This is a genomic window from Devosia naphthalenivorans (assembly GCF_003056355.1).
Classification (GTDB): domain Bacteria; phylum Pseudomonadota; class Alphaproteobacteria; order Rhizobiales; family Devosiaceae; genus Devosia; species Devosia naphthalenivorans.
On sequence record NZ_PYVW01000005.1, the window covers coordinates 19,664 to 45,882 of the forward strand.

At 59.8% G+C, this 26,219-nt stretch carries 28 protein-coding genes and 2 pseudogenes; 17 read left to right on the forward strand and 13 right to left on the reverse strand.

Annotated features, from left to right (window positions below; all coding sequences use genetic code 11):
* Positions 1-542 precede the first annotated feature (542 nt).
* Positions 543-1,937 (forward strand): site-specific integrase, encoded by a 1,395-nt coding sequence (locus C8264_RS08945; RefSeq protein WP_162783534.1) that lies wholly within the window; start codon positions 543-545, stop codon positions 1,935-1,937.
* Positions 1,938-2,072: 135 nt separating this feature from the next.
* Here the strand turns inward: C8264_RS08945 and C8264_RS08950 are convergent, their stop codons facing one another.
* Positions 2,073-2,564, reverse strand: a complete 492-nt coding sequence (locus C8264_RS08950) for a DUF305 domain-containing protein (protein WP_108460650.1) — start codon at positions 2,562-2,564, stop codon at positions 2,073-2,075.
* Positions 2,565-2,727: 163 nt separating this feature from the next.
* On the opposite strand from C8264_RS08950, the gene nirK reads away from it, so the two are divergent.
* Together nirK and C8264_RS08960 are read left to right on the forward strand one after the other, a co-directional pair.
* The gene (nirK, locus tag C8264_RS08955; RefSeq protein WP_205245650.1) at positions 2,728-3,798 is read left to right on the forward strand and encodes a copper-containing nitrite reductase; all 1,071 of its coding nucleotides are present in this window, start codon (positions 2,728-2,730) and stop codon (positions 3,796-3,798) included.
* A 53-nt stretch (positions 3,799-3,851) separates the two neighbouring features.
* Positions 3,852-4,334, forward strand: a complete 483-nt coding sequence (locus C8264_RS08960) for a DUF411 domain-containing protein (RefSeq protein ID WP_108460652.1) — start codon at positions 3,852-3,854, stop codon at positions 4,332-4,334.
* A 54-nt stretch (positions 4,335-4,388) separates the two neighbouring features.
* Here the strand turns inward: C8264_RS08960 and C8264_RS08965 are convergent, their stop codons facing one another.
* Both C8264_RS08965 and C8264_RS08975 read right to left on the reverse strand, forming a co-directional pair.
* Entirely contained in the window at positions 4,389-4,928 is a 540-nt protein-coding gene (locus C8264_RS08965; protein ID WP_245893005.1) for a DUF305 domain-containing protein, read from the reverse strand.
* A 403-nt stretch (positions 4,929-5,331) separates the two neighbouring features.
* Positions 5,332-7,707 carry a heavy metal translocating P-type ATPase gene (locus C8264_RS08975; protein ID WP_108460654.1) on the reverse strand — a complete coding sequence of 792 codons (2,376 nt, stop codon included), beginning with the start codon at positions 7,705-7,707 and terminating at the stop codon, positions 5,332-5,334.
* Between the two features lie 704 nt (positions 7,708-8,411).
* On the opposite strand from C8264_RS08975, the gene C8264_RS08980 reads away from it, so the two are divergent.
* Together C8264_RS08980 and C8264_RS23050 are read left to right on the forward strand one after the other, a co-directional pair.
* A complete protein-coding gene (locus C8264_RS08980; RefSeq protein ID WP_108460655.1) occupies positions 8,412-8,684 on the forward strand; it encodes a ribbon-helix-helix protein, CopG family in 273 nt (90 codons plus the stop codon).
* A 200-nt stretch (positions 8,685-8,884) separates the two neighbouring features.
* Positions 8,885-9,049 (forward strand): annotated as a pseudogene (locus tag C8264_RS23050) (hypothetical protein); the annotation flags it as partial.
* 6 nt (positions 9,050-9,055) lie between these two features.
* Here C8264_RS23050 and C8264_RS08985 read toward each other — a convergent pair.
* Positions 9,056-9,454 carry a hypothetical protein gene (locus C8264_RS08985; protein WP_108460656.1) on the reverse strand — a complete coding sequence of 133 codons (399 nt, stop codon included), beginning with the start codon at positions 9,452-9,454 and terminating at the stop codon, positions 9,056-9,058.
* A 229-nt stretch (positions 9,455-9,683) separates the two neighbouring features.
* Between C8264_RS08985 and C8264_RS22500 the strand changes: the two are divergent.
* Positions 9,684-9,935 (forward strand): annotated as a pseudogene (locus tag C8264_RS22500) (preQ(1) synthase); the annotation flags it as partial.
* Positions 9,936-10,084: 149 nt separating this feature from the next.
* Here the strand turns inward: C8264_RS22500 and C8264_RS08995 are convergent.
* On the reverse strand, positions 10,085-10,297 hold the full coding sequence (locus tag C8264_RS08995; RefSeq protein WP_108460658.1) for a hypothetical protein: 213 nt from the start codon (positions 10,295-10,297) through the stop codon (positions 10,085-10,087).
* A 734-nt stretch (positions 10,298-11,031) separates the two neighbouring features.
* On the opposite strand from C8264_RS08995, the gene C8264_RS09000 reads away from it, so the two are divergent.
* The 5 genes from C8264_RS09000 (at position 11,032) to C8264_RS09020 (ending at position 15,869) form a co-directional block, all read left to right on the forward strand.
* The gene (locus C8264_RS09000; protein ID WP_108460659.1) at positions 11,032-12,195 is read left to right on the forward strand and encodes an ROK family transcriptional regulator; all 1,164 of its coding nucleotides are present in this window, start codon (positions 11,032-11,034) and stop codon (positions 12,193-12,195) included.
* A complete protein-coding gene (locus C8264_RS09005; RefSeq protein WP_108460660.1) occupies positions 12,192-12,968 on the forward strand; it encodes an ATP-binding cassette domain-containing protein in 777 nt (258 codons plus the stop codon). Before C8264_RS09000 ends, C8264_RS09005 begins: the two co-directional genes overlap by 4 nt.
* A gap of 24 nt (positions 12,969-12,992) precedes the next feature.
* On the forward strand, positions 12,993-14,033 hold the full coding sequence (locus tag C8264_RS09010) for a sugar ABC transporter substrate-binding protein (RefSeq protein ID WP_245893006.1): 1,041 nt from the start codon (positions 12,993-12,995) through the stop codon (positions 14,031-14,033).
* Positions 14,034-14,154: 121 nt separating this feature from the next.
* A complete protein-coding gene (locus C8264_RS09015) occupies positions 14,155-15,093 on the forward strand; it encodes an ABC transporter permease (protein ID WP_245893007.1) in 939 nt (312 codons plus the stop codon).
* Positions 15,090-15,869, forward strand: a complete 780-nt coding sequence (locus C8264_RS09020) for an SDR family NAD(P)-dependent oxidoreductase (protein WP_108460662.1) — start codon at positions 15,090-15,092, stop codon at positions 15,867-15,869. Before C8264_RS09015 ends, C8264_RS09020 begins: the two co-directional genes overlap by 4 nt.
* Positions 15,870-15,962: 93 nt before the next feature.
* On the opposite strand, the gene C8264_RS22710 is transcribed toward C8264_RS09020, so the two are convergent.
* From C8264_RS22710 to C8264_RS09040, 4 genes are all read right to left on the reverse strand, one after another.
* Entirely contained in the window at positions 15,963-16,157 is a 195-nt protein-coding gene (locus tag C8264_RS22710) for a lmo0937 family membrane protein (RefSeq protein WP_342748692.1), read from the reverse strand.
* A gap of 210 nt (positions 16,158-16,367) precedes the next feature.
* Complete coding sequence (locus tag C8264_RS09030) at positions 16,368-17,246, reverse strand: SDR family oxidoreductase (protein ID WP_108460664.1); 879 nt, start codon at positions 17,244-17,246, stop codon at positions 16,368-16,370.
* An 85-nt stretch (positions 17,247-17,331) separates the two neighbouring features.
* A complete protein-coding gene (locus C8264_RS09035) occupies positions 17,332-18,042 on the reverse strand; it encodes an alcohol dehydrogenase catalytic domain-containing protein (RefSeq protein WP_108460665.1) in 711 nt (236 codons plus the stop codon).
* Positions 18,039-18,647: an NADPH-dependent F420 reductase gene (locus C8264_RS09040; protein WP_108460666.1), complete on the reverse strand. Its 609-nt coding sequence runs from the start codon at positions 18,645-18,647 to the stop codon at positions 18,039-18,041. The genes C8264_RS09035 and C8264_RS09040 overlap by 4 nt, the downstream gene beginning before the upstream one ends.
* Before the next feature lie 231 nt (positions 18,648-18,878).
* On the opposite strand from C8264_RS09040, the gene C8264_RS09045 reads away from it, so the two are divergent.
* Positions 18,879-19,166 carry a winged helix-turn-helix transcriptional regulator gene (locus tag C8264_RS09045; RefSeq protein WP_425430672.1) on the forward strand — a complete coding sequence of 96 codons (288 nt, stop codon included), beginning with the start codon at positions 18,879-18,881 and terminating at the stop codon, positions 19,164-19,166.
* Positions 19,167-19,280: 114 nt separating this feature from the next.
* Here the strand turns inward: C8264_RS09045 and C8264_RS09050 are convergent, their stop codons facing one another.
* Positions 19,281-19,619 carry an ArsR/SmtB family transcription factor gene (locus C8264_RS09050; protein WP_108460667.1) on the reverse strand — a complete coding sequence of 113 codons (339 nt, stop codon included), beginning with the start codon at positions 19,617-19,619 and terminating at the stop codon, positions 19,281-19,283.
* Positions 19,619-20,263: an SRPBCC family protein gene (locus C8264_RS09055; protein ID WP_108460668.1), complete on the reverse strand. Its 645-nt coding sequence runs from the start codon at positions 20,261-20,263 to the stop codon at positions 19,619-19,621. The genes C8264_RS09050 and C8264_RS09055 overlap by 1 nt, the downstream gene beginning before the upstream one ends.
* A 231-nt stretch (positions 20,264-20,494) precedes the next feature.
* Between C8264_RS09055 and C8264_RS09060 the strand changes: the two genes are divergently transcribed.
* The 5 genes from C8264_RS09060 to C8264_RS09080 all read left to right on the forward strand — a co-directional run bounded on the left by C8264_RS09060 (position 20,495) and on the right by C8264_RS09080 (position 25,376).
* Complete coding sequence (locus C8264_RS09060) at positions 20,495-20,854, forward strand: hypothetical protein (RefSeq protein WP_108460669.1); 360 nt, start codon at positions 20,495-20,497, stop codon at positions 20,852-20,854.
* Between the two features lie 52 nt (positions 20,855-20,906).
* Positions 20,907-21,431 (forward strand): YcnI family copper-binding membrane protein, encoded by a 525-nt coding sequence (locus C8264_RS09065; RefSeq protein ID WP_108460670.1) that lies wholly within the window; start codon positions 20,907-20,909, stop codon positions 21,429-21,431.
* Between the two features lie 56 nt (positions 21,432-21,487).
* A complete protein-coding gene (locus C8264_RS09070) occupies positions 21,488-23,083 on the forward strand; it encodes a copper resistance CopC/CopD family protein (RefSeq protein WP_108460671.1) in 1,596 nt (531 codons plus the stop codon).
* A 112-nt stretch (positions 23,084-23,195) separates the two neighbouring features.
* Positions 23,196-23,693: a c-type cytochrome gene (locus C8264_RS09075; RefSeq protein WP_108460672.1), complete on the forward strand. Its 498-nt coding sequence runs from the start codon at positions 23,196-23,198 to the stop codon at positions 23,691-23,693.
* Positions 23,694-23,786: 93 nt separating this feature from the next.
* The gene (locus C8264_RS09080; RefSeq protein ID WP_245893008.1) at positions 23,787-25,376 is read left to right on the forward strand and encodes an alpha-amylase family glycosyl hydrolase; all 1,590 of its coding nucleotides are present in this window, start codon (positions 23,787-23,789) and stop codon (positions 25,374-25,376) included.
* Here the strand turns inward: C8264_RS09080 and C8264_RS09085 are convergent.
* A complete protein-coding gene (locus C8264_RS09085; RefSeq protein WP_108460674.1) occupies positions 25,373-26,065 on the reverse strand; it encodes a class I SAM-dependent methyltransferase in 693 nt (230 codons plus the stop codon). The two genes, C8264_RS09080 and C8264_RS09085, sit on opposite strands and share 4 nt — an antisense overlap.
* Complete coding sequence (locus C8264_RS22115; protein WP_162783535.1) at positions 26,065-26,208, reverse strand: hypothetical protein; 144 nt, start codon at positions 26,206-26,208, stop codon at positions 26,065-26,067. The genes C8264_RS09085 and C8264_RS22115 overlap by 1 nt, the downstream gene beginning before the upstream one ends.
* Positions 26,209-26,219 lie beyond the last annotated feature (11 nt).

Here is a 26,219-nt window from a genome sequence, read left to right on the forward strand (position 1 = left end):
CCCGCAAACATGCTGGACTTTGCCGCTCGGAGCGAAGTTGGCAGCTCTTGATCCTCCCGGGAAAATGGCAGACTAAGGCTCATCTACGCCATAACCAGACAGTCTGCTTCCCACCCCATTTCTGCTGTTTGGTCACTAGGCCGATGTGACCAACATCTTGCTTGCAGGCCCACCCTTGAAATCGAAATGTGCCTGATACACATTGGTTTTCGAGCTTATGCCGCTGAAAGTCCCATGCTTCCGGAACTCCCGGAGAGTCCCTCTCTCTCCGCCAATCTTAAACCATTGATTTCATTAAACATTTGACATTTCGGGCGGGAATTGTACCCAGCAATGTACCCGAGGCGTCCATGCACCTTACCGCTCGTCCCAGCGGCTGGCGTTTTCAGATCAGAATCCCCCGTTCCCTTGAGCCTTGTTTCGGCACCGTGCCGGTCAGGCTGAACCTTGGCCCCTTGCCGAAACGTCCGGCATTGCGAGTGGCGCGTTTACTGGCCGGTCACGCCGAGCGGTTATTCCGTGCCGTCGAAACGGGGAACGCCATGACCGATATGAGCCGCGACGAACTGGTCGAAGAATTGCAGGAACTGCTGGTGCAGGTGCTGGCCGATGCCGAAGCCACCATCGACAGCCTTCGCCGGCAGCGTGAGATGGAGGTGAAGACCGTCACCTTGCGCTTGCAGACCGAGCGGTACCGCGACCAGTTGGAAATGCAGGACCGGTTGAAACTGCTGGGCGGCGCTATCGACGGCCTCACCAAGGCTGCGGAGAGCCTGCCGAAGAACCAGCGCGACGACATTGCCGCCCAGATCGCGGTATTGTCGGCACAGGTGCAGCAGGTCTTGGCCGGTGGCCCCGACAAGCCCATGCTGCTGGACCAGCTTGAGGTTTGGACCGAGCTTCGCAAGGACCACGCGCAGGACAAGAAGGTCAAGACTGACGCGAACCGCATCCGCGACTTCGTGGAATATGCCGGCAACAAGCCGGTCAACCGCTATCGGTTCTCAGATTTCCAGAGCTTCACCAATGTGCTGGCGCGCTCGCCCGCCAACATGGTCAAGGAGCGGGTGTTCCAGGGCATGACGCGGGAGCAGGCTGCGAACCACAATGACACCCTGAAGGAGCGTCGTTTCCCCACGCTCACGGGCAAGGCCATCGAGGCGAACTATCTCAGCCCGCTTCGCATGTTCTTCAAGACCATGGCCGCAGAACATGATTTCCGTTCACCTTTGGCCGACATGAGCCCGAGCATTCCCAACACGGCCCGCGATTCCGTGGTCCGCGTGCCGTTCACGGTCGAGGAACTGAATATCTGGTTCAAGGCGGCGGCGCAGGAGAAGCGGCCAGACCTCAAGTGGTTGCCGCTATTGGCGACACTGACCGGCGCCCGCGTGGGCGAACTGATCTTTCTGCAAGGCAAGGACGTTCGCAAGATCACCGATACGCTCTGGGTTGCGGACCTGACCACAGACCTCATCATCGAGGGAGAAGAGACGGAGCGGCAGATCAAGAACGAGACCAGCCGCCGCCTGTTCGCGCTGCATGAGATGCTGGAGCAGACGGGGTTTTATGAGCATTGCGCCAAGCGCAAATCCGACGAATGGCTGTTCCCCCATGCTTTCCGGCATGGCAAGGAACTGGTGAAAGACCCCGCAGATGCCGCCAGCAAGCGCCTTAATGGACGGTTGGAGAAGCTGGGCATCCATCGGCCCTATGAAACCACGTTCCATTCCAGCCGGCACACCGCAAAGGACATTATGCGCGTGGCCAAGATCGACCCTCGCACGGCAGACCGCCAGACAGGCCACGCGATGAAGAGCGCCGGCGACAACTACGGCAAGAAAACCTTGCTGGTCGAAGAAGTCGAGGTGCTGGCTGCGGTGCGCTTGCCCGAGGCGCTGGACCTGTCGCCTTATATCACCAGGCCAAACGCATAGGGGTCGTCCGAATCGACCCCACTACCGACACTCGCTGCGGATTTGGGCAATCCCGAAAGCCGCCGTTCACGCCCTCACGACAATATCGGCGGGCAGCTCTAAAAGTTCGAAATGGATGACAAAGGCCAAGCCAGACTACAACCCAGCTCCAATTGCCTCCATCTGCTCAATTTCGCGTCGTTGCGCCTCGATGATTTCGCTGCAGAGCTGCACCAGTTCCTGATCCCGTAGGTCTGCCTCACGGCACATGAGGATTGCGCCGGAATGGTGAGGAATCATGGAGTCGATGAACTGGCCGTCATCGATCAACGCCTGCGATCGTGTGGCCCAAAACGAGCCGACTGTTAGCACGGCGAACAGCACGTAGAGCATGATATTCAAGCCCTTCTTGGGGAACATGCCCGGCATGGTGGCGAGCATGAATATGCCCATGGGCGCCCACATGGTCACGGCCATGTAGAACATGTTTAGGTTGTTCCGGAAATCGCCTGTGCCATCGATCATCGAGAACATCACCACGTACATAACGACAAGGCCCAGGATCATGTTGATCCAGAACATCAAGTAGGGGTGCCCGTGGCCGCGATGCTTGCCCTGCAACTGGGCGTGTTGTTCATGTTTGCTCATGTTCGCTTTCCCTCTATGTCACGCAGTTCAGGCGAGTGAAGGCCCTCGGAGCTGTCTACCGCAAGCGCTTTCGTCAGTGCTCGCTACGCCTAGTTGCGCTGGCGCAACGAGCCGAAGCTTTAGCGAGGGTATCGTGAGTTCCATGATGTCGAGAGGAGACCACATGCGCGCGCGAAATCGCCTACTCCCGGCTCTGGCAGCAATCTTGATGTTGGTCACCTCCGCTGGAGCTGTTTCGGCAGCGGGGTCTCATGACCATCCTGAGGAGAACGGCACAGCCACTGCGCCGCTCGACATTGTTCGGAAGGCTACTGATCTGCCGGCATGGGAGAGCCGTGCGCCGCAGACCATCACGATAGACCTCGAAACGGTGGAGGTGACCGGAGCGCTCGCTGATGGCGCCAGCTACCATTACTGGACCTTCAACAGGAAAGTGCCAGGGCCCTTCGTGCGGGCTCGCGTGGGCGATACCATCAAGGTCAGCCTCCACAATGCCTCTGACAGTTCGGAACCCCACAGTGTCGACTTCCATGCTGCCACTGGCCCGGGCGGCGGCGGGGTGGCAACCCATGCAGAAGCGGGCGAGACCCGGGAGTTCTCCTTCAGGACGCTGAAGCCCGGGCTCTACGTGTACCATTGCGCTGTGCCATCAGTGGCACAACACATCTCAAATGGGATGTACGGTTTGATCTTGGTCGAGCCGGAAGAAGGGCTGCCGCCCGTGGACAGAGAATTCTATGTCATGCAGGGGGAGCTCTATACCGCTGAGGCATTTGGTACCCAAGGTAACCTGCAAGGGAGTGTGGAGAAGCTCGGGGCTGAACAGCCTGAGTACTACGTCTTCAACGGCGCTGCCGAGGCGCTGACCGGCAACAATGCATTGGTGGCTGAGACAGGCGAGACCATCCGGATTTATTTCGGCGTCGGTGGGCCGAACAAGGACTCTAGCTTCCATGTCATCGGAGAGATATTCGATCGCGTGTATCAGCTGGGCTCGTTCGTTACCCCGCCGATGCTGGATGTGGGCACTATCTCCGTGCCGCCCGGCAGTGCCGCCGTGGTTGATATGACGCTGGAGGTGCCCGGGGAGTTCATCCTGGTGGATCACGCTCTGTCGCGGGCCGAACGGGGACTTCTCGGCAAGTTGGTCGTCACGGGCAAAGAGCAACGGGATATTTTCGATGTGCCTGACCTTGGTTTGAATGAAACCCACACGGACAAGGAGCCACATTGATGAATGGAAGCCACGTCCAAGACGCAACCGCTGGTCAGTGAAGGAATAAGGACATGAAGATTTTCACCCGCAGATCGACCCTGTGTCTGGGTGCAGCCGCCGTGGGGCTTACGATCGTCCCTGCTTTCAGCTTCGAGAGCGGCCCGGAGGTGATGGTCTGGAACGATCCTTATTGTGGCTGCTGCAGTGGGTGGATGGCCCACCTGCGGGCAAACGGATTTTCAGTTCAGTCTGCTGATGTCGAAGACATGGAAACGCTGAAGAGCGAAAGAGGCATTCCTCCAGAACTCCGATCCTGCCACACCGCCCAAGTTCAAGGTTATGTTGTTGAAGGCCACGTGCCTGCTGCCGCCATAAACCGGCTGCTGGAAAAGAAGCCTGCGAACGTCTCGGGCCTTGCAGTCGCTGGCATGCCACTCGGTTCACCAGGAATGAGCGCACCCGAAGGATATCCACCCGACCGTTACGACGTGATTGCCTTCAGGGGCAAGGAACAGTTCCTGTTCATGCGTTTTGAGGGTGACCAGCAACTCTAAGGTGCAATGGCTTGCTGAGAAGGGGCGCTACAGCGCCCCTTCTGCTTTCTATCTTCAGTTCGCCGCTTCGGCTGCGGCGTGCTCCTCAAGCCAGGACATCATTTCGGCGATCTCCTGCTCCTGGGAGTCGATGATCTTCTGAGCCATTGCCCTGGCGTCTTCGTTGTCGCCATGGTCCAGCTCAGCCTTGGCCATGTTCACTGCGCTCTGGTGATGGGGGATCATGCCGCAGATGAACGCTACGTCGACGTCCTCGGCCATCATGCCCATCATCATTTGCCGGTTCATCTCATCCATGCCCTCCATGAGGGCCATGTGAGCTTCATCCATCTGTTCTGGTTTCATGGACATTTCTTCCATGGGATGGTCGCCGCCCGTCATGCAGATATCGGGAAGCTGCATCTGGCCGGGCGCCATGCCTGCCATGTCATGTCCTTGGTGTTCCTGAGCGAGAAGGTTTCCTGTCGAAGCTGCAAGCAGGAGACCGGCTACAGCAGTTGATTTGAAGAAGTTCATTTTGTTCATTCCTGAAAATGTTTTCCGAAAGGGATCGATCGGGTCAGGAATGCCTTGGAGGTCGATCAAGGCGCTCAATGGGCCAATTCACATCGACATGCGTGGCCAGCGGGTGGTGCGGAGATCGGTTCCAGTCTGGAGGGGTGGTAGCAGCAGGACCAGGCAGCGCAGCCAGGCATAAACCCATTCCGCAACATTCGGGCAAGGTGTGATGCTGTTGCTCGCAAGCCAAAGCTCCGCAGTCGTTATCGTGATGAACCTGGTCTTGGTGCTGATGGTGAGCAACAGAAAACTGGCTTGCCATTGCGCTGTGGTGCAGTGTCATGCTCGACACTACAGCCAGCATGACGGCGATAATCAGCCGCATGCGCCACCTGCCGCAATGGTCCAATCTGTATAACCTCATGGGCATCCTAATCTGCAAATCTCCGGTGGGTTCCCCGTGTAATTCACGCAAGGATCAGCGAGCACGTTCATCAAACTAGCCAATGCTGGCGCTGCGGAGGCGTAACGAGTTGGCGATCACGCTGACCGAGGACAGCGCCATGGCCGCCGCAGCGATCGCTGGTGATAGGGTAATGCCGAAAAACGGATAGAGGAGGCCTGCTGCAACCGGCACCCCGGCTGCGTTGTAGATAAACGCGAAGAACAGGTTCTGGCGGATGTTGCCCATCGTTGCATGCGACAGGCGGCGGGCACGGACAATCCCCATCAGGTCCCCATTGAGCAAGGTCACCCCGGCACTTTCCATGGCAACATCGGTTCCGGTTCCCATGGCAATGCCGACATCGGCAGCAGCTAACGCGGGTGCGTCATTGACACCGTCACCAGCCATGGCCACCACCTTGCCTTGGGATCGGAGACGTTCGACCACTTCGCTCTTGCGTTCTGGCAACACGTCGGCCTCCACTTCAGTGATCCCGAGGCGCTGGGCAACGGCATTTGCGGTCACAGCATTGTCGCCGGTCATCATGACGACGCGGATGTTCTCCGACCTCAGCGCCGATAGTGCATCGGCTGTCGTTTGGCGGATCGGATCAGCGATACCGATGCCCCCGGCAACCTCTCCGTCGATTGCCACCAGCACGACCGTGGCGCCCTCAGATCGGACATTGTCAGCCCTTCCCTTCCAGTCGTCTATCGAAACGCCCTCGGAAGCGAGGTACTTGGCGCTGCCGATCAGCACCCGCTTTCCGTCTACCATGCCCGTCAACCCTTTCCCCACAGGAGAGTCCACGTCTGACGGGTTAGACAGTTCAATGGCCCGTTCCTGGGCGGTAGCCACGATGGCGACACCAAGCGGATGCTCGCTTGCGCGTTCAAGGCTGGCCGCCACACGAAGCAGGGTATGCTCATCGAAACTTTCGGCTGGAAGAAGGTGGGTCACTTTGGGCTTACCTTCGGTCAGGGTGCCGGTCTTGTCCACGACCAGCGTGTCGACCTTTTCCAGACGTTCCAGAGCTTCCGCATTCTTGACCAACAGCCCGGATTGGGCACCCTTACCCACACCCACCATGATAGACATGGGTGTAGCCAGACCGAGGGCACAAGGGCAGGCGATGATCAGCACCGACACGGCGGCAACAAGCGCGTGGGCGAAGCGAGGTTCGGGCCCCCAGATCATCCATGCGCCGAATGCCACGAACGCGATGCCGATCACCAGGGGAACAAACCAACCGGAGACTTGATCCGCCAGGCGCTGGATAGGCGCCCTTGATCGCTGTGCGGTGGCCACCATTTGCACGATACGAGCCAACATGGTGTCGCGGCCAACGCCAGTCGCCTCCATGACCAGACCCCCAGACTGGTTGATTGTTCCGGCAACCAGCTTGGCTCCTTCCATCTTGGTAACCGGCATGGACTCGCCCGTCACCATGGACTCGTCCACTGCACTACGACCTTCCAGGACCTTGCCATCGACCGGCACCTGTTCGCCCGGGCGCACCCGCAGCCAGTCACCTACACCCACCGCATCGACCTCCACCTCTTCGTCGGAGCCATCCGCTCTAATACGGCGGGCAGTTTTTGGCGCCAAGTTGAGCAGAGCCTTGATCGCACCCGAGGTCTTCTCCCTGGCCCGCAGTTCCAGCACCTGACCGAGGAGAGCCAACGCCGTAATCACAGCGGCGGCCTCGAAATAGACAGGAACGGCGCCGTCCATTTCACGCATGTTGCCCGGGAATATCCCGGGAAGGAATGTTGCCACGACCGAATAGATCCAGGCGACGCCGATCCCCATGGCGATCAGCGTGAACATGTTGAGGCTGCGGTTTCGGATCGATCCCCAGCCACGTTCGAAGAACGGCCACCCTGCCCAGAGGACAACCGGTGTTGCCAGCACCAGCTGTATCCAGTTGAGCGTTTGCCCAGACACCCAATGGTGCAGGTCGATCACATGCGCCGTCATCTCCAGGACGAACACCGGTAGCGCCAAGGCCGAGCCCACCCAGAACCGTCGCGTCATGTCCTGCAGCTCCGGGCTGGGCCCAGTCTCTGCTGTGGGTAGTTCCGGCTCAAGGGCCATTCCGCAGATTGGGCAAGAGCCGGGTTCGTTCCGCCTTATCTCTGGATGCATCGGGCAAGTCCAGATCGTGCCGGGCGGCGCCGTTTTGGTCGGGGCGTTCACTTCCCCCAGATACTTGGTCGGCTCGGCCGTGAACTTGCTTCGGCAATTTTCGGAGCAGAAATAGTAGCTGGTTCCTTCGTAGGCCGCCTTGTGCTGTGCGGTCAGCGGATTGACCGTCATTCCACACACGGGATCTCTTGCCGCCGACGTGCTATCAAGCGCATCATCGCGTCTATGATGATGGTCATGGTGCTGGTGATCATGGTCGTTGTGCGTGTGGGGTGCAGACATGGATGATCTCCTTTGTCCGACCTTGCACCTTCCTGCAGTGGTAAGGTCAAGGGGAAAGGAATCTTCCGACGCTATGTCTATGTGTTGATCTGCAAAGCCAAAAGCCGACTGACGGCTACCCACCCCCACTATCGCCATCGAGGGGCTTGGTAGATTTCAATGCTGCTACTGGATACGGCGAGACAGTGATCAGAGGGTAGCGAACCACGTTATGATCCTCACGGCCAATGCGCCGAGCAGGAAAAGGATGATGACGCCAAGAAATCGCTCAACGTTGTGCCACAGGCCAGCTTTCGGCCTTTGACCTGTCATCTTTCCAGAATTTCGATGATGAAATCCAAGGCCTCCGCAATCCTCGCCATTTCGCCACTATCCAGTAATCAAACGATAGCGCCTACAGCATGGTTAGGGGAAGTTTCCGGTTTCCTAACCACCCTCTCATTGCATTCTCAGCATCGTAAGCGGGCCGCCACCCTTCGCTATATGGCGGCTACGGGCAGCGTCCCGCCGACAGATGATCTGCCGAACTGCGTGCTGGCGCACATGTCCTTTGTCGATTTTTCCGTACATGCCTATTGCGGTATTCTAATACCACATCGATACTTATGCCGAACCTGAGGAAGGGGGCCAGCCATGTCCGTTGCACGGACAGCTGGGCAGGGGGCAAGCCCCCGTGCACCCCAAAAGCAGAAAGGCGGTACGGTATGCGCTCGAATGATGTGAGGATGGAGCTTCGGCTGCCAGCGGAAGACAAGGCTGCCGCGGAACGCGTCGCGAAGGAAAGGGGCATCTCGGTTTCGGCCTTGATCCGTAGCGCCCTGCGCTCGCATCTGAAGCGGCCTCAGCCCCTGTCATCCGATGATGCCCATGCCGTCGCATCGCTGCGCCGCCGCATCAATGCCATCGAGGCTCGCCATGGCCGCACCGACGATCTGGTGCAGACGCGGGCCGATGTCCAAATGCTGCTGGGTCGCTGACCATGCTCATCAAGGCCACACGCCTCAGGGCTTCGGCTGGGGCCGGCGCTCTGGCCCGGCATCTGAGCAATGCGGACGACAACGAGGCGGTGGAGATCGTGCAGGGCGCGATTGCCGACCTCGATGACGCCGTGGCCGATGCACGCCGGTTCGGCCGCACCTATTCCGTCCGGCATTTCATTATCGCGCCGCAGGTGGAGATGGACCGCCAGCAGTTCCACGGGGTGGTCGGCATGCTGGGGACCGAGTTCGGTTTTGACCCCGCAACGCCCCTTATTGTGGCACACACCAAGGCCCGTGCCGTCGCCGATGTCGCCACCCAGCATTGGCATTTGGTTGTGCCGGAAACGGATCCTGCGACAGGACGGGTTCTATCGTCGCGCTTCGATCATGCCCGGCATGAGAAGATCGCCCGCCAAGCTGAAATCTTGCTGGGCCATCCCATCATCGCCGGGGCGCATGATCTGGCCGTCCTCGCCGCCCTTCGAGCTGAGGGCAAGGCAGAGATAGCCGACCAGTTGGCCGTCCATCTGGGTAAAGGCGAGCGGCCTGCGGCCGCCTTTACCACGGTCCAGCATCAGGCAGCAAAACGGGCCGGGATAGACCTCGCCCTTGTCCGCGAGAATATCCGTGCCGCATGTGCCGACATGCCCACCGGCGCGGAATTGCGTGGGCGGTTGGCTGCCCACGGCCTTACCCTCGCCCGAGGCGAGAAGCCGGCAACATGGGTGGTGATGGGGCCGGATGGTCAGTTCCTTGGTGCCGCTCATCGCCTATCCGGTCTGAGGAAGGCCGATTTCAACACCATCATGGAGAATGATCATGACCACGACCGCCAAGCTTGCCCAGCCCAACGCCGGGCATTTGATCCATCAAGACACGCAGGCCCTGCGCCGGGACGTCGCGACGATCCTGGAACTGGCGCGAAACACCGCCCTGCCGATGCCGGGGGAGAGCATGTCCGTTCTGGACGCGATGCTGGGCCTGCTGCAAACCATCTGGCTGGTCGAGTCGAAGTCATTGAAGCTCTACCTGACCTCGTTCCGCAACCACGGCGCATTCCACGAAGACTGTACCGTCTCGATTGGACGCCGGCTGGTGAGTCTGCTTGAGCCCAGATGGCTGCGGATCGGCGGATATTGGTATCCTCGCGGCGGCATTCCGATTGACGTGTTCTGGCAGACCGGGGTTGTACCCCAGCACGTATGGCTGCCCGACACAGGTGTGCCGGCCTATCGGGGGCGGGGATAGAAACCGACGCCAGAGAACCTGTTTGTTTCAGCCGAACTGTCGGCTGAACGCCCGGCCAGCCAAAGCAGATGAGGTGGATGGCTCACGCTCCCCTCGTTGCTGGAAACAGAGGTGCTGGTGGCCGCTAACCGGCAGCCACCAGCCGAAGCTCAGTCGGTCAGCTCGATACTCGCGATTGCGCGCTCAAGCAACGAAATGGGCTTTAGCTCTTTCGAGTAGCCTGTGGTGGTGCGTTGAACCACAACAAAGCCGACCGAGCATAGGTCTGCGGAAAGCTGCAGAAGGTCGCGCTTGTCCGCTCCGTTGAAGGCCCGACCAGAGTGCAGGGTAAACTTGTAGTTTGGCGCCGTTGGCGGCGCCATATGTGAACCTTTTGGAGATCGATGGCCGCATCGAACGGTATTGCCCCACAGTGACACGATCCGTCGACGTGCATCTGACCCTCCCTTTGCCAAGAAACGATCACCCTATGGTGATTGTGAGGTCAAGGAGGCCAGCTTACCTTACGTGGCCTCTGGAAGCCGCCAGTCCGCAACCCTCCCCACAATCGCCGGTCAGCAAGCGAGCCCATTGCGGCCGTTGGATTGACAAAGCGTGGAGATTGAAAGCTGTGGATGCCGTTCATCCGCTACCGGATGCGGCGGCTGATCAACCAACTTAATGCCATAGCATTCTGCCAACGGTCCAACCAACACTTGCGCCGAGTAAAGCCAGGATCAAGGCGCCTATGAGATTGTAAGTGCTGCCGAAAATGAAGCCCCCAGCAGCCCCGGCAACTAGACCAAGAAGGCCGGTAGTAGCTTCTTTATTGCTCAATCCGCCAGCTCCCAGCTGATGCTCTAGAAGGCTCAAAGTACTGACCCATATACCCTGTCGCCTTCTAAGCGTGAATAGTTCCGATAGAAGCGGGACCGCCAGATTACGGATGTCTAACAAAAAGGCCGCCAGTCTTCATGCCACTCCACTGAAGTCATGTAAGCAGCCCTTGAATGGACGTTCGTCAAAATAGCAAGGAAGCAAGAAGCGCTGTGTTTCTGAATTCCATTTGACATAATAATTGGCTGGTGCCAGTCTCCAGATGCTGAGGGGCACAACAATGGCGATGAGGGGTACAAATCAGGAGAAGGCTCGGCCGCTCAATCGGCGCATCGTCCTTGAGTGTATTCGCAGCAACCACGCGATAACTCGTGGTGCCATTGCCGATCAGGTGGGCCTGACTGTGCAGACGGTTTCCACCATAGTGCGGGAACTTGAAGAACTCGGGTATGTTCTGTCGGTGCGCGAAGCACCTAAGGGGCGCGGACTTCCACCGACTACGCTGCGGCTCAATCCCGACGGCGGCTATGCTATCGGGGTATCTGTTACGCCGCTGGGCGTCGCTGCTGCTCTGATGAACCTTGCCGGCGACATGCTCGGCAGTACAACACGTCCATCTAACCATCCAGCACCAAACGAGGCTTTTGCCTTGATTGAGGACTTGGTCGCTGAAATGCGGGCCTTGCGTCCGGACGGGCGTATCCTTGGCGTGGGTTTCGCGATGCCCGGGCCGTTTGACGTGCAGGCCATGAGCTTTGTAGGTCCAACCACCCTCGATGGATGGTCAGGTGTACCCGTGCATGCCCGGCTTGAGGAGGTCACCAGGCTGCCTGGCTTCATTGCCGTCGACACGGTGGCGGCCGCAGTTGGGGTTCGCCTCTATGGTGAAGGCGGTTCATTTCCTCAGTTCTACTATCTTCATTTCGGCGCAGGATTGGGCGGCGTCATGATGCAGGATGGAATTCCGATCCGAGGTGCATGGGGCAACGCCGGCGAAATCGGCCATATCTCCGCCGTGCCAGGCGGCTCGCCATGTCCCTGCGGCAATGAAGGTTGTCTTGAGCGCTATGTTTCGCTTGAAAGCTTCAACAATCGCCCTCATGGGCAAAGCTTGGCTGAGTGGGTCGACGAAGTCACCCCGATTTTCCATCGTGCCATCCAGACGATCGAAAACCTGTTCGATCCGCAAACCATTGTTCTCGGCGGTATGGCGCCAGCCGAGTTAATCGAGGCGCTTGTCGCGACGACCGAGCGCCTGCCTACATCTATTTCCAGCCGCTACGACCGGACCACGCAGCGCGTCATCGCCTCGGCTGGTCATCAGTCAATGCTGCGCGGGGCAGCAGCTCTAGCGGTAAGTGGAGTGTTGTCGCCACGGCAGGAACTCGCGACTTCCCCCACTCGCAAGAAGCGCGATCCCTTTTCGACCGGAATAGCGGCATGACCGATCAGTTGCTTGTTCTCGATAAGGTTACCAAGAACTACGGGGCGGTTCAGGCGCTACGGGGGGTGTCGTTCTCTATCGGCAAGGGCGAGGTGATTGCTCTGTTGGGAGACAACGGTGCCGGAAAGTCCACCCTGGTCAAGATCATCTCGGGAGGGCTTGAGGCAACCTCGGGCAGCATGCACTTCGAGGGGGGCGAATTTCGCCCGAAATCACCATCTGAAGCCAAGGCGGCTGGTATCGAGACCGTCTACCAGGACCTTTCCCTCTGCACCAACGTCGACGTGGTCGCCAATTTCTTTATGGGCCGGGAACTCACCCGATCGATGATGGGCATCAAGGTGCTCGACGAAAGGCGAATGGAAGAGCAGGTTGCGGCCGCTATGGAGAATGCCGGCACCCGCATCCCGTCGTTGCGCACTAAGGTGGAGCATCTTTCCGGCGGCCAACGGCAGGCCATCGAGCTCAATCGCTTTGTTCACTGGGGCGGCAAGCTTGTGCTGCTGGACGAGCCCTTTGCGGCACTAGGAGTGGAGCAGACGAAACGTGGTCTGCAAATGATCCGCAAGGTAGCGGCGCAGGGGATTGGCGTCGTCATTATCACTCATATCATGCAACAGGCCTTTCAAGTGGCAGATCGCATGGTCGTCATAAGGCAGGGCGTCGTTGCTGGAGACGTGCCCACCAAGCAGACAAACGCGGACGCAGTGATCGGCATGATCACCGGCGAAACCCTGACCGGTGCCGGACCGGGCGAGGGCGTGGGGGAGTAGCGATCCGGCTCAAGGAGCGACGAATTGAAGCATTTGTTGAGATACGGCTTAGTTCTCCTGGCCGGCACTGCCGGTTTCCTGCACCCCGCCTATGCCCAAGAAAAAGGCGCGGTCTACTACATGGTTCCAACTCTTCTCGACGAGTTCCAGACCGGTTCGGTCAGTGCACTCGAGATGTTTCTCGAACAGGTTGGCTACGATCTGACCACGCTGAATGCCGACAACAAGACTGACCTGCAGCAATCGCAGATGAACGACGTGATAGCTTTGGCGCCCAAGGCGATCATTCTCGCCGCTGTGGATTTCAACGCACTGGCACCTTCAGTTGATGCTGCTCGGCAAGCCGGTATTCCGGTGATCCAGTTCGATCGACAGATATCATCGACCGTTTCGGACTTCACATCAGTCGCGGGTACGGTGGAGATCGGCTATGTCGCTGCCGATGAGGTGGAGCGACTCCTCACAGAAAAGAACGGATCGGTGAAGGGCAAGGTATTGCAGGTCCTGGGCGACCCAGGCGATCCTTATACACTTGATATCCAGAAAGGGTTCGAGGAACGAATGGCGGCGTTCCCCGAAGTGACTATCATCAGCCAGCCGGCAATGATGTGGGAGGCAAGCAACGCAGGCACGATCGTGTCCGACCAACTCCTCGCCAATCCGGATATCGATATCGTATTTAGCCATGCGGCTCACCTTTCGGTGGCGGCCGTCGCATCTCTGGAAGCTGCCGGCAAGCAGCCGGGCGACGTCTACGTGATGAGCTCCAATGGCGCACCGGTGGCACTGCAATTGATCCGCGATGGTTGGATGCAAGTTGAAGTCGAACAGCCGCTTTATGCCCAGGCAGCGGCCGTAGCCATGTTCATGGACAAGATCGTTGCCGGGGAAGAAATTGCACCCGGCGAATACGATGTGCTTGGCCTTCCTTCGGTGGTGAGCGTGGAAGAATGGGGACCGACCATCAAGATCCCGGGTGCTGCCATCACGGCCGAAAACGTTGATAATCCAGCGTTCTGGGGCAATCTTAAGCCGCCAGCTGATCCGATTACGCCAGTCGAATAGTTCTCGCCAATGCTCCTCCCTAATTTGGGAGGAGCTCCAACAGCCAACATTTCGAGAAACCGTGATGCAGCAAAGTCAACGCCGCAGTCTTGAGTTCGTGCTCGACAATCTTGTCTGGTTCATGCTGCTGGCTGTGCTTGCCATTTTTTCGGCAGCCGTGCCGAGCTATTTTCAGCCTGGCATCTTCGCCAACATCATAGAGCAGTCCAGCGTGCTCGGCGTCATGTCGATCGGATTAGCGCTGGTGATTATCGCGGGCCACATGGACCTATCGGTAGAATCGGTAGCGGCGCTCAGCGCCATGGCAACCGGGATCCTGTTCGCGTCTTCCGGCATCGGGATGGGTATCACCTTCACACCTGGCTGGTTGGTCGTTCCGGCTTCACTGTTGATCGGAATTGTGGTCGGCGGGTTGATCGGGGCGCTCAACGGCTACCTCGTCGTCAAAGTCAAAATGAACGCCTTCATCGTCACGCTGTCGAGTTTCATTTGGGTTCGCGGGCTCGTGGTCGCGACCTCAGGTGGCCGCTCGGCACAAAACCTAGCCGACGAGGTTCGTTTCCTTGCAATCCAACGTTTCCTTGGTATTCCGCTCACCGCCTACATAGCCATTCTTTGCTTCGTCGGCTTTTCCTTCATGATGGCCAAGACACGCTTGGGCCGTCACCTGTTGATGATCGGTGGTAATGAGGCGGCAGCGTTTCGCGCCGGCATCAAGGTCGACAAGGTGCTGATGATTGCGTTCATTCTTTCCGGCGCGATCGCTGCTCTGGCTGGGTGGCTGCTAGCGATCCGCACGTCGGGCGCCACGGCGAACCTCGGTGCGGGCATGTTGTTCAACGCCTTCGCGGCTGTGGTGATCGGCGGTGTCAGTCTCAAGGGTGGCCTGGGTGCACTTCCCGGAGTTTACGCTGGAGTGCTGCTGTTATCCTCGATCAACACGGCAATCAATCTGATGGGACTACCCGCTCACTATACCCAGGTAATCCACGGCTTGCTGGTGCTTGCTGCCGTGCTGCTGGATACCCTTAAGCAAACCATTCGAAAGCAACTGGCATGACCGGACGTCTGGAAGGAAAAACCGCACTGGTGATCGGTGCTGCGCGGGGTATTGGCAAGGGAATAGTCATCCGCTTCATCGAGGAGGGCGCTAATGTCATTCTTGCCGACTGGGAGGCAGAAGTGGGCAGTGCGACTGCAAAGGAGCTTGGCGTCACTTTCATCCACACAGATATAAGCAAATACGTCGATGCCGAAGCAGCGGTAAATCTCGCTATCTCGACCTTTGGCCGGCTCGACATCATCGTGCAGAATGCCGGCATCTACCCGTGGCAGCTCATCGAAGACACCACGTCTGAGGACTGGGACCGTGTCATGGCCGTTAACTTGCGCGGCAGCTTCAACGCTGCAAAAGCGGCGCTGCGGCCCATGAAGTCGCAAGGCTATGGCCGGATATTGTTTACGTCCTCAATCACCGGCCCCTACGTCACCAGCCCTGGGCACGGGCATTATGGGGCTACCAAGGCTGGCATAAACGGCCTCATCCGTTCTGCAGCGCTTGAATTCTCTGGTTTCGGGATAACGGTCAACGGGGTAGAGCCGGGCAATATCCTGACCGAGGGCATTCAGGAACAGCGCGGCGACGCTCATATAGCCTCGATGGTCGCAGCCATTCCACTGGGCCGGTTGGGCTCAGTGCGCGACGTGGCCAACGCCTTCCTTTTCCTGGCGTCGGACGAAGCCAGCTACATAACCGGTACCACTATCGTTGTGGACGGTGGTCAACTGCTACCAGAAGGCAACGACTTCCGGCTTGTGCCAACTGCAGCTCAATAGGCGGAGGCGGACTAGCATCCCATCAAGCCGGAGCCGCGAGGTTCCCGTCGCCTACAACAGGGACGTCAACGAGTCCTGAGCCTAGCTGTCATGTCATGAAGCTTTTCGACCGGTGAACAGCTTCATGAGGACCACGATCAAGGCTATCACAAGAAGGAGGTGTATCAGCGCACCAGCCACTTTGAACGCTAGTCCTACGGCCCACAGGATGAGCAGAATAATTGCTATTGTCCAAAGCACTTGTGGCCTCCGTGCTTGCCAAGCGGATGTATGGCAAATGTTGAACACGTAGGGATGTTCCGGAAGGTCCAAACATTAGTGCCCTGCTGAAAGCAAAGTAGGCGAGGGCGGATGGGCTACGGACCGGCCGACGCTATTCGCCTTTGGCACCGCATTCGAGAAAAAGGCGGACCTCCTCGCGGCGGGATGGCACGTTGCTCGCTCGCCCACCCCGCCAAACTCGGTGTTCCCGATCGGATCGCTGTTTAAATCATGCTCTTAAGCCTGGCGTGCCGCATAGGTGGCGCGCAGGAATTCGGCCGCCGTCGTCGGCTTGCGGCCGAGGAGGTGCTCCAGGTCGCCCGTCTTGCCGTCCCACGCACCTGCGTTGACGCCCTGCACCCACGCGAGCGCGAAGCCGGCGGCCGACTCGGGCAGACCCGCTGCGACGAGGTGGGCGATGTAGTCCTGATCAGAGCTGGCAACGAACGGTACCGGTTTGCCGCTGATATCGGACAGGATCTGTGCAACATCCGCGAAGGACACGGCCGGATCGCCGTACAGCGAGTAAGTCTTGCCCTCGTGACCGGCTTGGCTCAGCACAACGGCATGTGCCTCTGCCAGTTCGTCACGGCTGGCATACCCCGCCTTACCCGCACCGGCCGGCGCGTGCACCCCGGTCTCCAGGGCATTGCCACCGATGTAGAATGCGACGCTCTCGAGAAATGGCGGGTGGCGCACGAGCGTGTAGGTCAAGCCTGAGGCCTTAAGTTGCTCCTCGACGAAGCGGTCCTGCTCGGTGATATCCGGCAAGGTGAAGGCAGATTCTGCTTCGCGGATGATCGGCATGTAGACGATGTGTTTGACGCCGGCCTGCCGCGCCGCACTGATGACGTTCTGGTGCTGGGTGTTGCGATCGGTGAAGGCCGTGGCGGACACGAGCATGACCTTTGCGATTCCCTCGAACGCTCGCACCAGTCCATCATAGTCGAAATAGTCGCCCTGACGGATCTCGATCCCCGCGGCGGCAAGGTCGGTCGCCTTGGCGGGATCGCGGACCAGGCCGACGAGATCACTGGCGGGCACGCGCTTCAACAAATGTTGGAGGGTCAGTCGCCCGATATTGCCGCTGGCGCCGGTGACGAGAATCCTGGGCATGGTGTTTCCTTTTGGTTGGTGAATGGTGTGGGTAAGGTGCCGTCGCGAAGCTATCCGCGCGGATTCCCGGCCAAGCGATGAATGGTCAGGCGACGATCACGATCTTGCCTATCGTTCGTTTGCTTTCGAGCAGCTCGTGCGCCGTCTTCATGTTCCGGGGGGTGAGACCGTCGAGCGGGGTCGTCACGATCGGGCGCAGCCGGCCGGCGACGACCAAATCGGCCCCCATCGCCTCGCACCATTCCCTCGATTCGGGGCGTGAGGCGGTGGCGATGACCAAGGCGCCTGTCCTGGCTTTGAGCAACTGGGTCGCCAGCGAGCCGACACCCCCCGCGCCGCCGACCACGAGCACACGCTCAACGCCGGTCGGCAGCGTATCGCGATCGCGGAACACCGACTCCCATGCCGTCAGGCCACCGATGGGCAAGGAGGCGGCATCGACGAAGGAAAGCTGATCGGGAATCTGGGCGACGAGGCGATGGTCGACGGCAAGCCGCTCGGCCCAGCCGCCATCGCGGGTGACGTCGCCGGTGCCCATGACGCGGTCGCCGACCGCGAAACCGGAGGCGGCCGAACCTACTCCGATCACGATCCCGGCGAATTCCCAGCCGAGCACGACGCGCCCGCCTGCTGCGGCGCTGCGCACGCTCCTGATATACGCCTCGCCTGGATTGACGCCCACCGCACGGATGTCGACCAGCAGGTCAGCATCGCCCAGCTGCGGTTCGGCGATGTCCATGTCCTGGATCGCAAAAGCGTCAAGGACATGGGCCTTCTCGTAAGCCAGCGCCTTCACAGCACGAACCGGTCTACGAGGGTCAAGTTGAGAGCCGCCAACGGGCCACCGACTTGCTGCAGCCGGCCACCGATCGCCAGTGAACCGAGATCGACAGCGGCGAAGCCGACCTGTTCGAGCACTTCGCCCAGCGCCTGCTTCACGACGGCATCGTCGCCGGAGATGAAGAGAACGGTTTTCAGCCTGTTGGGCGATGGATCATCGATCCACGCCATCGGTACTGTGTTGAACGCCTTGACTACCTTGGCGCCCGGCGCCTGGTCGGCAACGATCTCGCTCGAGGTGCGACCGGAGATATCGCCGAGATCGCGGGGATTGTTACGCTCGATACGGTTGGTGGCGTCGATCAGGGTACGTCCCGACCAGTCGGGGACCGACGCAAGTGCCTCTGGGACATCGGCCCAGGCAACGCTCAGCACGACGACGTCCTGGTCCGCGGCCTGTTGCGGGGTGCCAGCGGCCGCACCTTGACCCAGTTTGTCCACGACAGCGGCGAGCGTCTGCGGCCCGCGGCTGTTGCTAAGCAAGACTTCATGGCCGAACAGCAGTACGTGGCGTGCAATCGTCTGCGCGACCACGCCGGCGCCGATAAATCCGAACTTCATGGCAGGCTCCTGTAAATCTGCATCCGCGACGTTGGCCCGGCGACCAGTCAATCGCCGGACCTATTGCACGTCGACATCGCCGTCCGATCCAGTTAGGACAGAACTGACCTGCACTCCAGTACCGACTATTTGGTAAGTGTCATGAATGGGGAGATCACGATGACGGGGACGAATTTCCAATGCGGCCTCGAAGCGGTGCTGGCCATCCTTGGGGGCAAGTAGAAGCCGCTGATCCTCTATCACCTGACCAGCGGGGCCAAACGCACTGGTCAACTCCGCCGGCTGGTGACCAATGTCAGCGTAAAGACGTTGATCCAGCATCTCAAGGAAATGGTCGACGACGGCGTCATTCGCCGCATCGATTTCCAGACCGTGCCGCCGCACGTCGAGTATGCGCTGACCGAATTTGGCCACAGCCTAGCCAAAGTCCTCGCCCCCTTATGTGAATGGGGAACACGCCACACGTCCGAGGTGGCAGAGATCGTGCAAAACCGTAAACGCGCACCAGAAGCGGCATAGCGGATTGGAATCCGGTTGACCGGTGTCTACGCGAAGAGTTGCTGTTGCTAAACCTAATGTGATCCGTGTTGCTGATTGCAAACGGACCGCGCTTTCATGCCCCGCCGCTGCACACTACTCGCCGGTTTCGCCACGGGCCCGCTTGCCACGTGCGATTTCGGTGGCCAGGGCCTCGAGCTTGTGTGGCCAGAAGACGCGAAAGCGTTCGAGCCAGTCGTCGACGCCCTTCAGAGGCGTTGGGTCGAGCGTGTAGACGCGCCGCGTGCCGATAGGCTCGACGCGGGCGAAGCCATTCGTGCGTAGGACCTTGAGGTGCTGGCTGACTCCGGCCTGCGAAATGCCGAATTCCTTCGCGATGACCGCCACCACCTCACCGGAAGCATGCTCCCGCTCGGCGAGAAGCTCGAGGATGCGGCGGCGAACCGGGTCACCAAGAACGTCAAAGGCGTGCATCAGGCCTCCTGCGGCGGCTCGCCGGAATAGAAGCGCCGCGTCGCTTCGGCCGCCCTGCGAGCTTGCTCTGGCTGCTCACCGGCGGCGATCTCCGCTTCACCCCAGGCGGCGCTGGCCTGTCGAACCAAATCCTTCGCCTCGGGCGAAGTTTCCCAGCCGTTGACACCCTCGGCGCGCACGTCGTCGGCCGGGCGCCTCAGATGCTCGGAAAGTCCTAGCAGGCCCATTTCCCAGCCAACTCCGCCGGCACCAGCGCCATACTGTGTCCAGTGCGGGCTGACATGGGCGATATGCTCGAGCACCAGCATCGTGCCTCCCTCTGCGGAGACAATGCTGAAATTGACCCAGCTGGTATAGCCGCCGAACTCCCATGTTAGTTCTGCACGGTCCTGCGGCACGCACGCGGTGATGGTGCCGCTGGCATTGCCCTCCACATGATAGCGGCCCCCGAGCTTGAGATCGCCGGTTACTGGCGCGAACCAACGCTTCAGCCGTTCGGGTTGGGTCAAAGCATCCCACAGGTCGGCTGGCGTGGTGTCATAGACACGGGAGGCGACGATCACCTTTGCCGGCTGCCCTTCGATCTCCAGATCGCGCACTTCGCGCGTGATGGCGCCAAGATGCGCCGCGATATCGAATGCCATGGACTTGTTCTCCTCAATTTAACCGTGCACTTATATAAGTGGAAACTGAGATAGAGTCGAGCCATCGGAAGATGGTGCGTGGTTGAGTCGGAGGCTGAGGGTGATGGTGATGGACACCACCAATTGCCAGGCCTGCTTGATTGCAGCGCGACACTTTGGTTCTGTTCAATTTCATGGTCGGCATGTAGTAACGCTGGTGTGAGGGACACGATGCCGTTTCGCCTGAGAAGCATGGCCAGAGAGATCGGCGCCGCGGTTGCGGTGCTGGGGCTCTATATGCTTGTGCTTCTTGCGCCATTGCACCAAGCGGCGGGCCTGCAGCGCGATCTGGCCGATCTTGGCTATGCTGCCCTGGACACCTGGTCCATTTGTGAGCCGCTGGCGAACGAGCCGGGAGAGGGCGAAGCGGTTGCCCAATGTGCGGCTGTGGGCATCGGCAAGAACGAGATCGTTCCTGTTGATGTGCCCCGCATTGTGATCGGCAATATCCAGCTGGCCAGCGTCGTTGACTATCCCACGCGGCCTCTGCTCATTGCGCCCTCCGTCGAACAGCACCCCGGCAATCCCAGAGGACCTCCAGCGATCGTCTGACTTTAGCTTGCAGTTTGGCCTGCATTCAGACCTATCTTCTCTGGAGATCACCATGATCCGTTTCATCGCTTCTGCGGCTATCGCCGCCACTTCTCTTGTCGCCTTCGCCGCCCCCGCCTTTGCTCACGCCACTCTCGAAGTGCAGGAGGCTGCAATCGGCTCCGGCTACAAGGCCGTGCTGCGCGTGCCCCATGGTTGCGGTACAGAGGCGACGCACACCGTCCGCGTGCAGATCCCGGAGGGATTTTACAATGTGAAGCCGATGCCCAAGGCTGGCTGGGACCTGGCGACTGTAACCGGCTCCTATGAGCGGGGCTATGAGAACCACGGCACGACCTTGACCGAAGGCGTCAAGGAGATCGTCTGGTCGAATGGCAATCTGCCCAATGAATGGTACGACGAATTCGTTTTCCGCGGCACCTTCGCCAGCACGCTTGAGCCAGGCACTTTCTATTTCCCGGCCGTGCAGGAATGCGCCAATGGCGAGGAGGCCTGGATAGACATCTCGGGCGATGAAGGCGCCGAAATGCCGGCGCCTAGCGTCGAGTTGGTTCCGGCCACTAGCGCTGGCCACTAGGCTGCACGAAGGGGTGCACCCTGGTGCATCCCACCACCCCATGAGAGGAGGACGGGATGCGATTGCTCGCCCCGATGCAGCTGCTTGCCGCATTGCTGATGTTCGCTCTTGTGCCGGTCGAGGTCGCCTTGGCGCATGCGCAACTGCTGTCGACCAGCCCAGCGGAGAACGCCATTGTCGAGGTTGCGCCGGAGCAGGTCGAACTCCGATTCAACGAGCCGGTAAGCCCGCTCACGATTACCCTGATCGGTCCCGAGGGGGCGAGCCTTGATGCTACAGGCACGGCAACGGGCGGCGTAACGAGCGTGGTTCGCATGCCCGCCGATCTTGCGCGCGGCACGCATGTCCTGAGTTGGCGCGTGGTTTCGGCAGATGGTCACCCCATTGGCGGGTCGCTGGTGTTCTCCATCGGCGAGATCACCGGTTCTGCCGCAGTGGAGCCAACGAGCGACAGGGCAGTGGCCGCTTCGCTCTGGGCGGCCAAGACCCTGCTGTTCACCGCCTTGTTTGCGGGTGTTGGCGCAGCCGGCTTCTCGGCACTCGCACCACTTCCGCCGTTGGCTCGGACCGCCGCGCTATGGCTGTCGGTCGCTGGCGCAGTGTTGGGGCCCGTCTCGCTCGGTTTGCAAGGACTGGACGCATTGGGGCTGCCGCTCACGGCATTCGCAGATGTGCGCGCCTGGAGTACCGGCTTTTCGACCAGTTATGGTGCAACCACGATCGCTGCTGTTCTGGCCTTCGCCGCTGCCCTGGCTAGCCTTTTGATGCCGCGGAGTGGCTGGAGCAACAGCCTGGGGATACTCGCCGCCGCAATAGCAGCGCTGTCGTTGGCGCTGAGTGGCCATGCCAGCGCCGCCGCTCCGCAATGGCTAACGCGGCCCGCGGTGTTCCTTCATATCGCCGGCGTACTGTTCTGGGTGGGCGCGCTGCTGCCGCTCTGGCTGCTCTTGCGGGGCAGAACGCATTCTGCCGACACTGCGCTGGCCTCCTTTTCTCGTTTCATTCCATATGCCGTGGCGCCGCTGGTTCTGTCCGGTCTAACGCTCGCCGCCGTCCAGATGGGTTGGCCGGGTCCACATTGGGCGACGCCCTACGGCTTCATCCTGGGTGCCAAGCTCGGCCTGCTGGCGTTGCTTTTCGGCCTTGCCATCTGGAACCGGCGCTGGCTGACCGCCCCGGCGCTCGCCGGCGACACACTGGCCCGCTCTCGTCTCAGGCGCTCCATCGGCTGGGAAATGGCGATCATCGTCGTCATCCTTGCGCTCGTCGCCGGCTGGCGGTTCACGCCGCCGCCACGCGCGCTGGCCGACGCACCCTCGGAGCTGGTGGCCGAGCCGATCATGGCTCATCTGATGGATGGCGAAACCATGGCCATGGTGATGGTGACGCCGGGCAGGGTTGGACCAGTCGTGCTGGAAACCACGATTTCCGATTTCGAAGGCTTCCCCATGGACGCCCAAAGCGTTCGGCTGACACTCGCAAATCCGAATCTGGGCATAGAGCCGATCACCCGCGAGGCAAGCTTGATCGACGAGGTCTGGCGCGTCGAGGACATGACCATCCCTGTCACCGGCAATTGGCAGGTTTCAATCGAGGTTCGCGTCAGCCGTTTCGAAATGGTTCGTCTTCGAGGCGAGCTCATCATCCCGTAGAAAATCGAAGGAAAACCAGGTGAACGAATGTACCCTGTGGCCCACCGTCGCGCATGCCGAGTTGAGCTCCGACGTCCTCGTCGACTCGACCACCCGACGACAGGCATCGTAAATGGCGAGAGCGCTTCAACTCGCCATAGGGCTGGCCATTGTAGTTGTCGGCGCAGGAGTTCTGGCGGGCTCGGCTGGGCTCTTTGGCCAGTCAATTCAGGCACCTCACAGCAAGCCAGACGAGGTCGCCACCACCACCTCAAGCGCGCCGGTCCGGCCGCCAGCTGAAACCTTCGCCGCTATCTTCAGGCCCTGCGCCCATTGCCACCAGATCGGGGAGGGCGCACGTGCGGTCACGGGGCCGGTGCTGAACGACGTCTTTGGACGCCCTGCAGCCTCAGGCGACTATCCCTATTCGAAGGCCATGAAGGAAAGTGGACTTGTCTGGGATGCCGCGACCCTGCGCGATTTCCTTGTCTCGCCACAAGATGTCGTTCCAGGTAGCCGGATGTACTTTCAAGGGGTTCCAGAGAGCGAGGTCGACGCCATCATCGAGTTTCTTGGGGACCCACAAGCTGATGCGCCGGCTGTCAAACCGACTGCAGCTGAATCAAGATAAGCCCCGAAGCAGACCGCATCATAGGCTAGAGCCGGAACAAGCTCTCCGGGATAAAAGTTGCCGATGAACAGCGGGACCTGAGGGACAACGATGTTGAGCGAGCGATCCGCAATGGAGCAGGAATGGTGGCGAACCGCGCTATTCTACCAGGTGTTTCCACTTTCGTTTCAGGACAGCAACGGTGACGGGAGAGGCGACATCCGCGGGATCATCTCGCGTCTTCCATATCTCGAATGGCTGGGTGTCGACGCAATCTGGCTCGGTCCGGTTTACCGATCATCGATGGTGGACAGCGGTTATGACATCAGTGACTTCTGCGACATCGATCCGGTGTTTGGAACGCTTGCGGGTTTCGATGACCTTGTCAGCCAGGTCCATGCAAGAGGCATGAAGCTGATTATCGATTTCGTCCCGAACCACACTTCGGTGGAGCATCCCTGGTTCAAGGAAAGCCGAGCGTCACGGGACAACAGCAAGCGCGATTGGTACATCTGGCGGTCGCCCCGACCAGGAAATACCGCGCCCAGCAACTGGATTGACAATACCTGGCAGCCGGCTTGGGAACTCGATCCGCGTACCGGCCAATATTATTACCATCGCTTTTTAAGACAGCAGCCTGATCTCAACTTTCGCAATCCCGATGTTCGACGAGCCATCCAGGACGTGCTCAGGTTCTGGCTGGACCGGGGCGTCGACGGCTTCAGATTGGATGCTGCAGCCGATCTCCTCGAAGACGAGCTGCTGCGCGATGAGCCGCGCGAGGATGACGCTGCTCAGCAAAAGCCACCCGCCTGGAAGGACCACATCTTTTCGACGGATAGGCCGGGCACGATCGAGTTGCTTTCCGAATTCCGCAGCGTCGTTGACAGTTATCCCGGCCGAGTTCTGCTCGGAGAGGTGAATGTCACCAAGGCCAATTTTGCCAAATATTATGGCCTGGAACGTCCGGCTCTAAACCTTCCATTCAATTTCGAGCTCCTGAATCTGAAGAACTGGAGCGCGCCACATGTGTCGGCAGTTATTGACCAGTATTTGACTCAGCTGCCGCCGGATGGATGCCCGAACTGGCTTTTGGGCAGTCATGACGTTCCTCGACTTCGGCAGAGGATCGGCTCGGAGCATTTGCAAGGAGCGGCGGTGCTCGCCTTCACCCTACCGGGCGCAGTTCTGATCTATTATGGGGATGAGCTTGGATTGGACAACGCCGAAATACCCCAAGAGGTAATGGTGGATCCCTATGCCGAGTTCGGCTTCGGCCGTGACCCGCAGCGTGTACCGATGCCGTGGGACAATTCTGCGAATTTCGGTTTCAGCACCGCCACTCCGTACCTTCCATGTGCGCCGGAAGCATCAAGCCGCAACATGGATTACCAGAAGCGCGACCACCGATCGCTGCTGAACCTTTACCGCAGGCTCGCAGAGTTGCGGGGCAATCAGAATGTCTTGCGCCATGGCACGTACATCCCCGGGCCATGCTACGGTCATCTCCTGCAATTCCGCCGCGAGCTGGGTTCGCACAGCTTAAACGTCGCCCTGAATTTTGGACCGGACCCCATCTTGATCGAAGGGCATCAAGGAAAGGTGGTTCTGTCCACCTCACTGGAGAGGCAGGGCGAGACTATCACGGACGGGCTGCTGTTGCAGCCCTATGAGGGGCTCATCCTGGAGCAGACGTCAAACTAGGCAGAAGACCGCGCTGCGCGGGCCACCCATCCGCGGAACGAGAATGCAGCATAGAACATCTGCACATTGTCGAACCCCGCGGCCCGCAACGCATCCTCTTCGTCAGAAGGAGAGAGAAGTGACAGATGTGTGGACATGGTCTTTGCCGTAGCTTCGGCTTGCTCCCATCCAATGCCGGATCGATCGCCGAACAGGACCGAGCGGGTCATCCAGAGCAATGGATCAGGACCCGGCGCAGAATGTTCCAACATGACGAGGTGCGCGCCCGGTTTCAGACGTCGGTGCGTCTCTCGCAAGGTATGCAGCCGATCGCCCTTGTCGAGGTGGTGCATCATCAAGAGGCATGTGGCGCCGTCGAACGGGCCGGATGGCGCCTGATCCACGGTGCCTTCTATCAGATCAACACGACTGCCGAAGTCTTCGAGGGTCTTGCGGGCAGCGTCAAGCATCGCCGTTGAAGGATCAACCCCGGTGAACCGCCAGCCAGCCTGCGCTTCGGCCATGGCTCTCGTTTCCATGCCGCCGCCGGCGCCGACCACCAATATGTGAGCCGACTCCGGCGCCTGTTCGGCGAGGAGCAGCATCACCATTCGGTGGAGGTCGTCCAGCCCTGGTACTTTGTTCCGTGTGTTGACCGCGTAGGACGCGGCAGTGGAAGGCCTGGCGAAATGTCCGTGCTTGTGCTGCATCACGACGCTCCGCCATAGGCTCGCGCCCGATTGAGGGCCAGCCCGGCCATCACGCCGACCGATTTTGCGAAGGTACCGGTATGACCGCGGTCCCCGGTAATATCGCTTGCGGCATACACATCTGACACGCTGGTCATCTTCATATCACCCACCT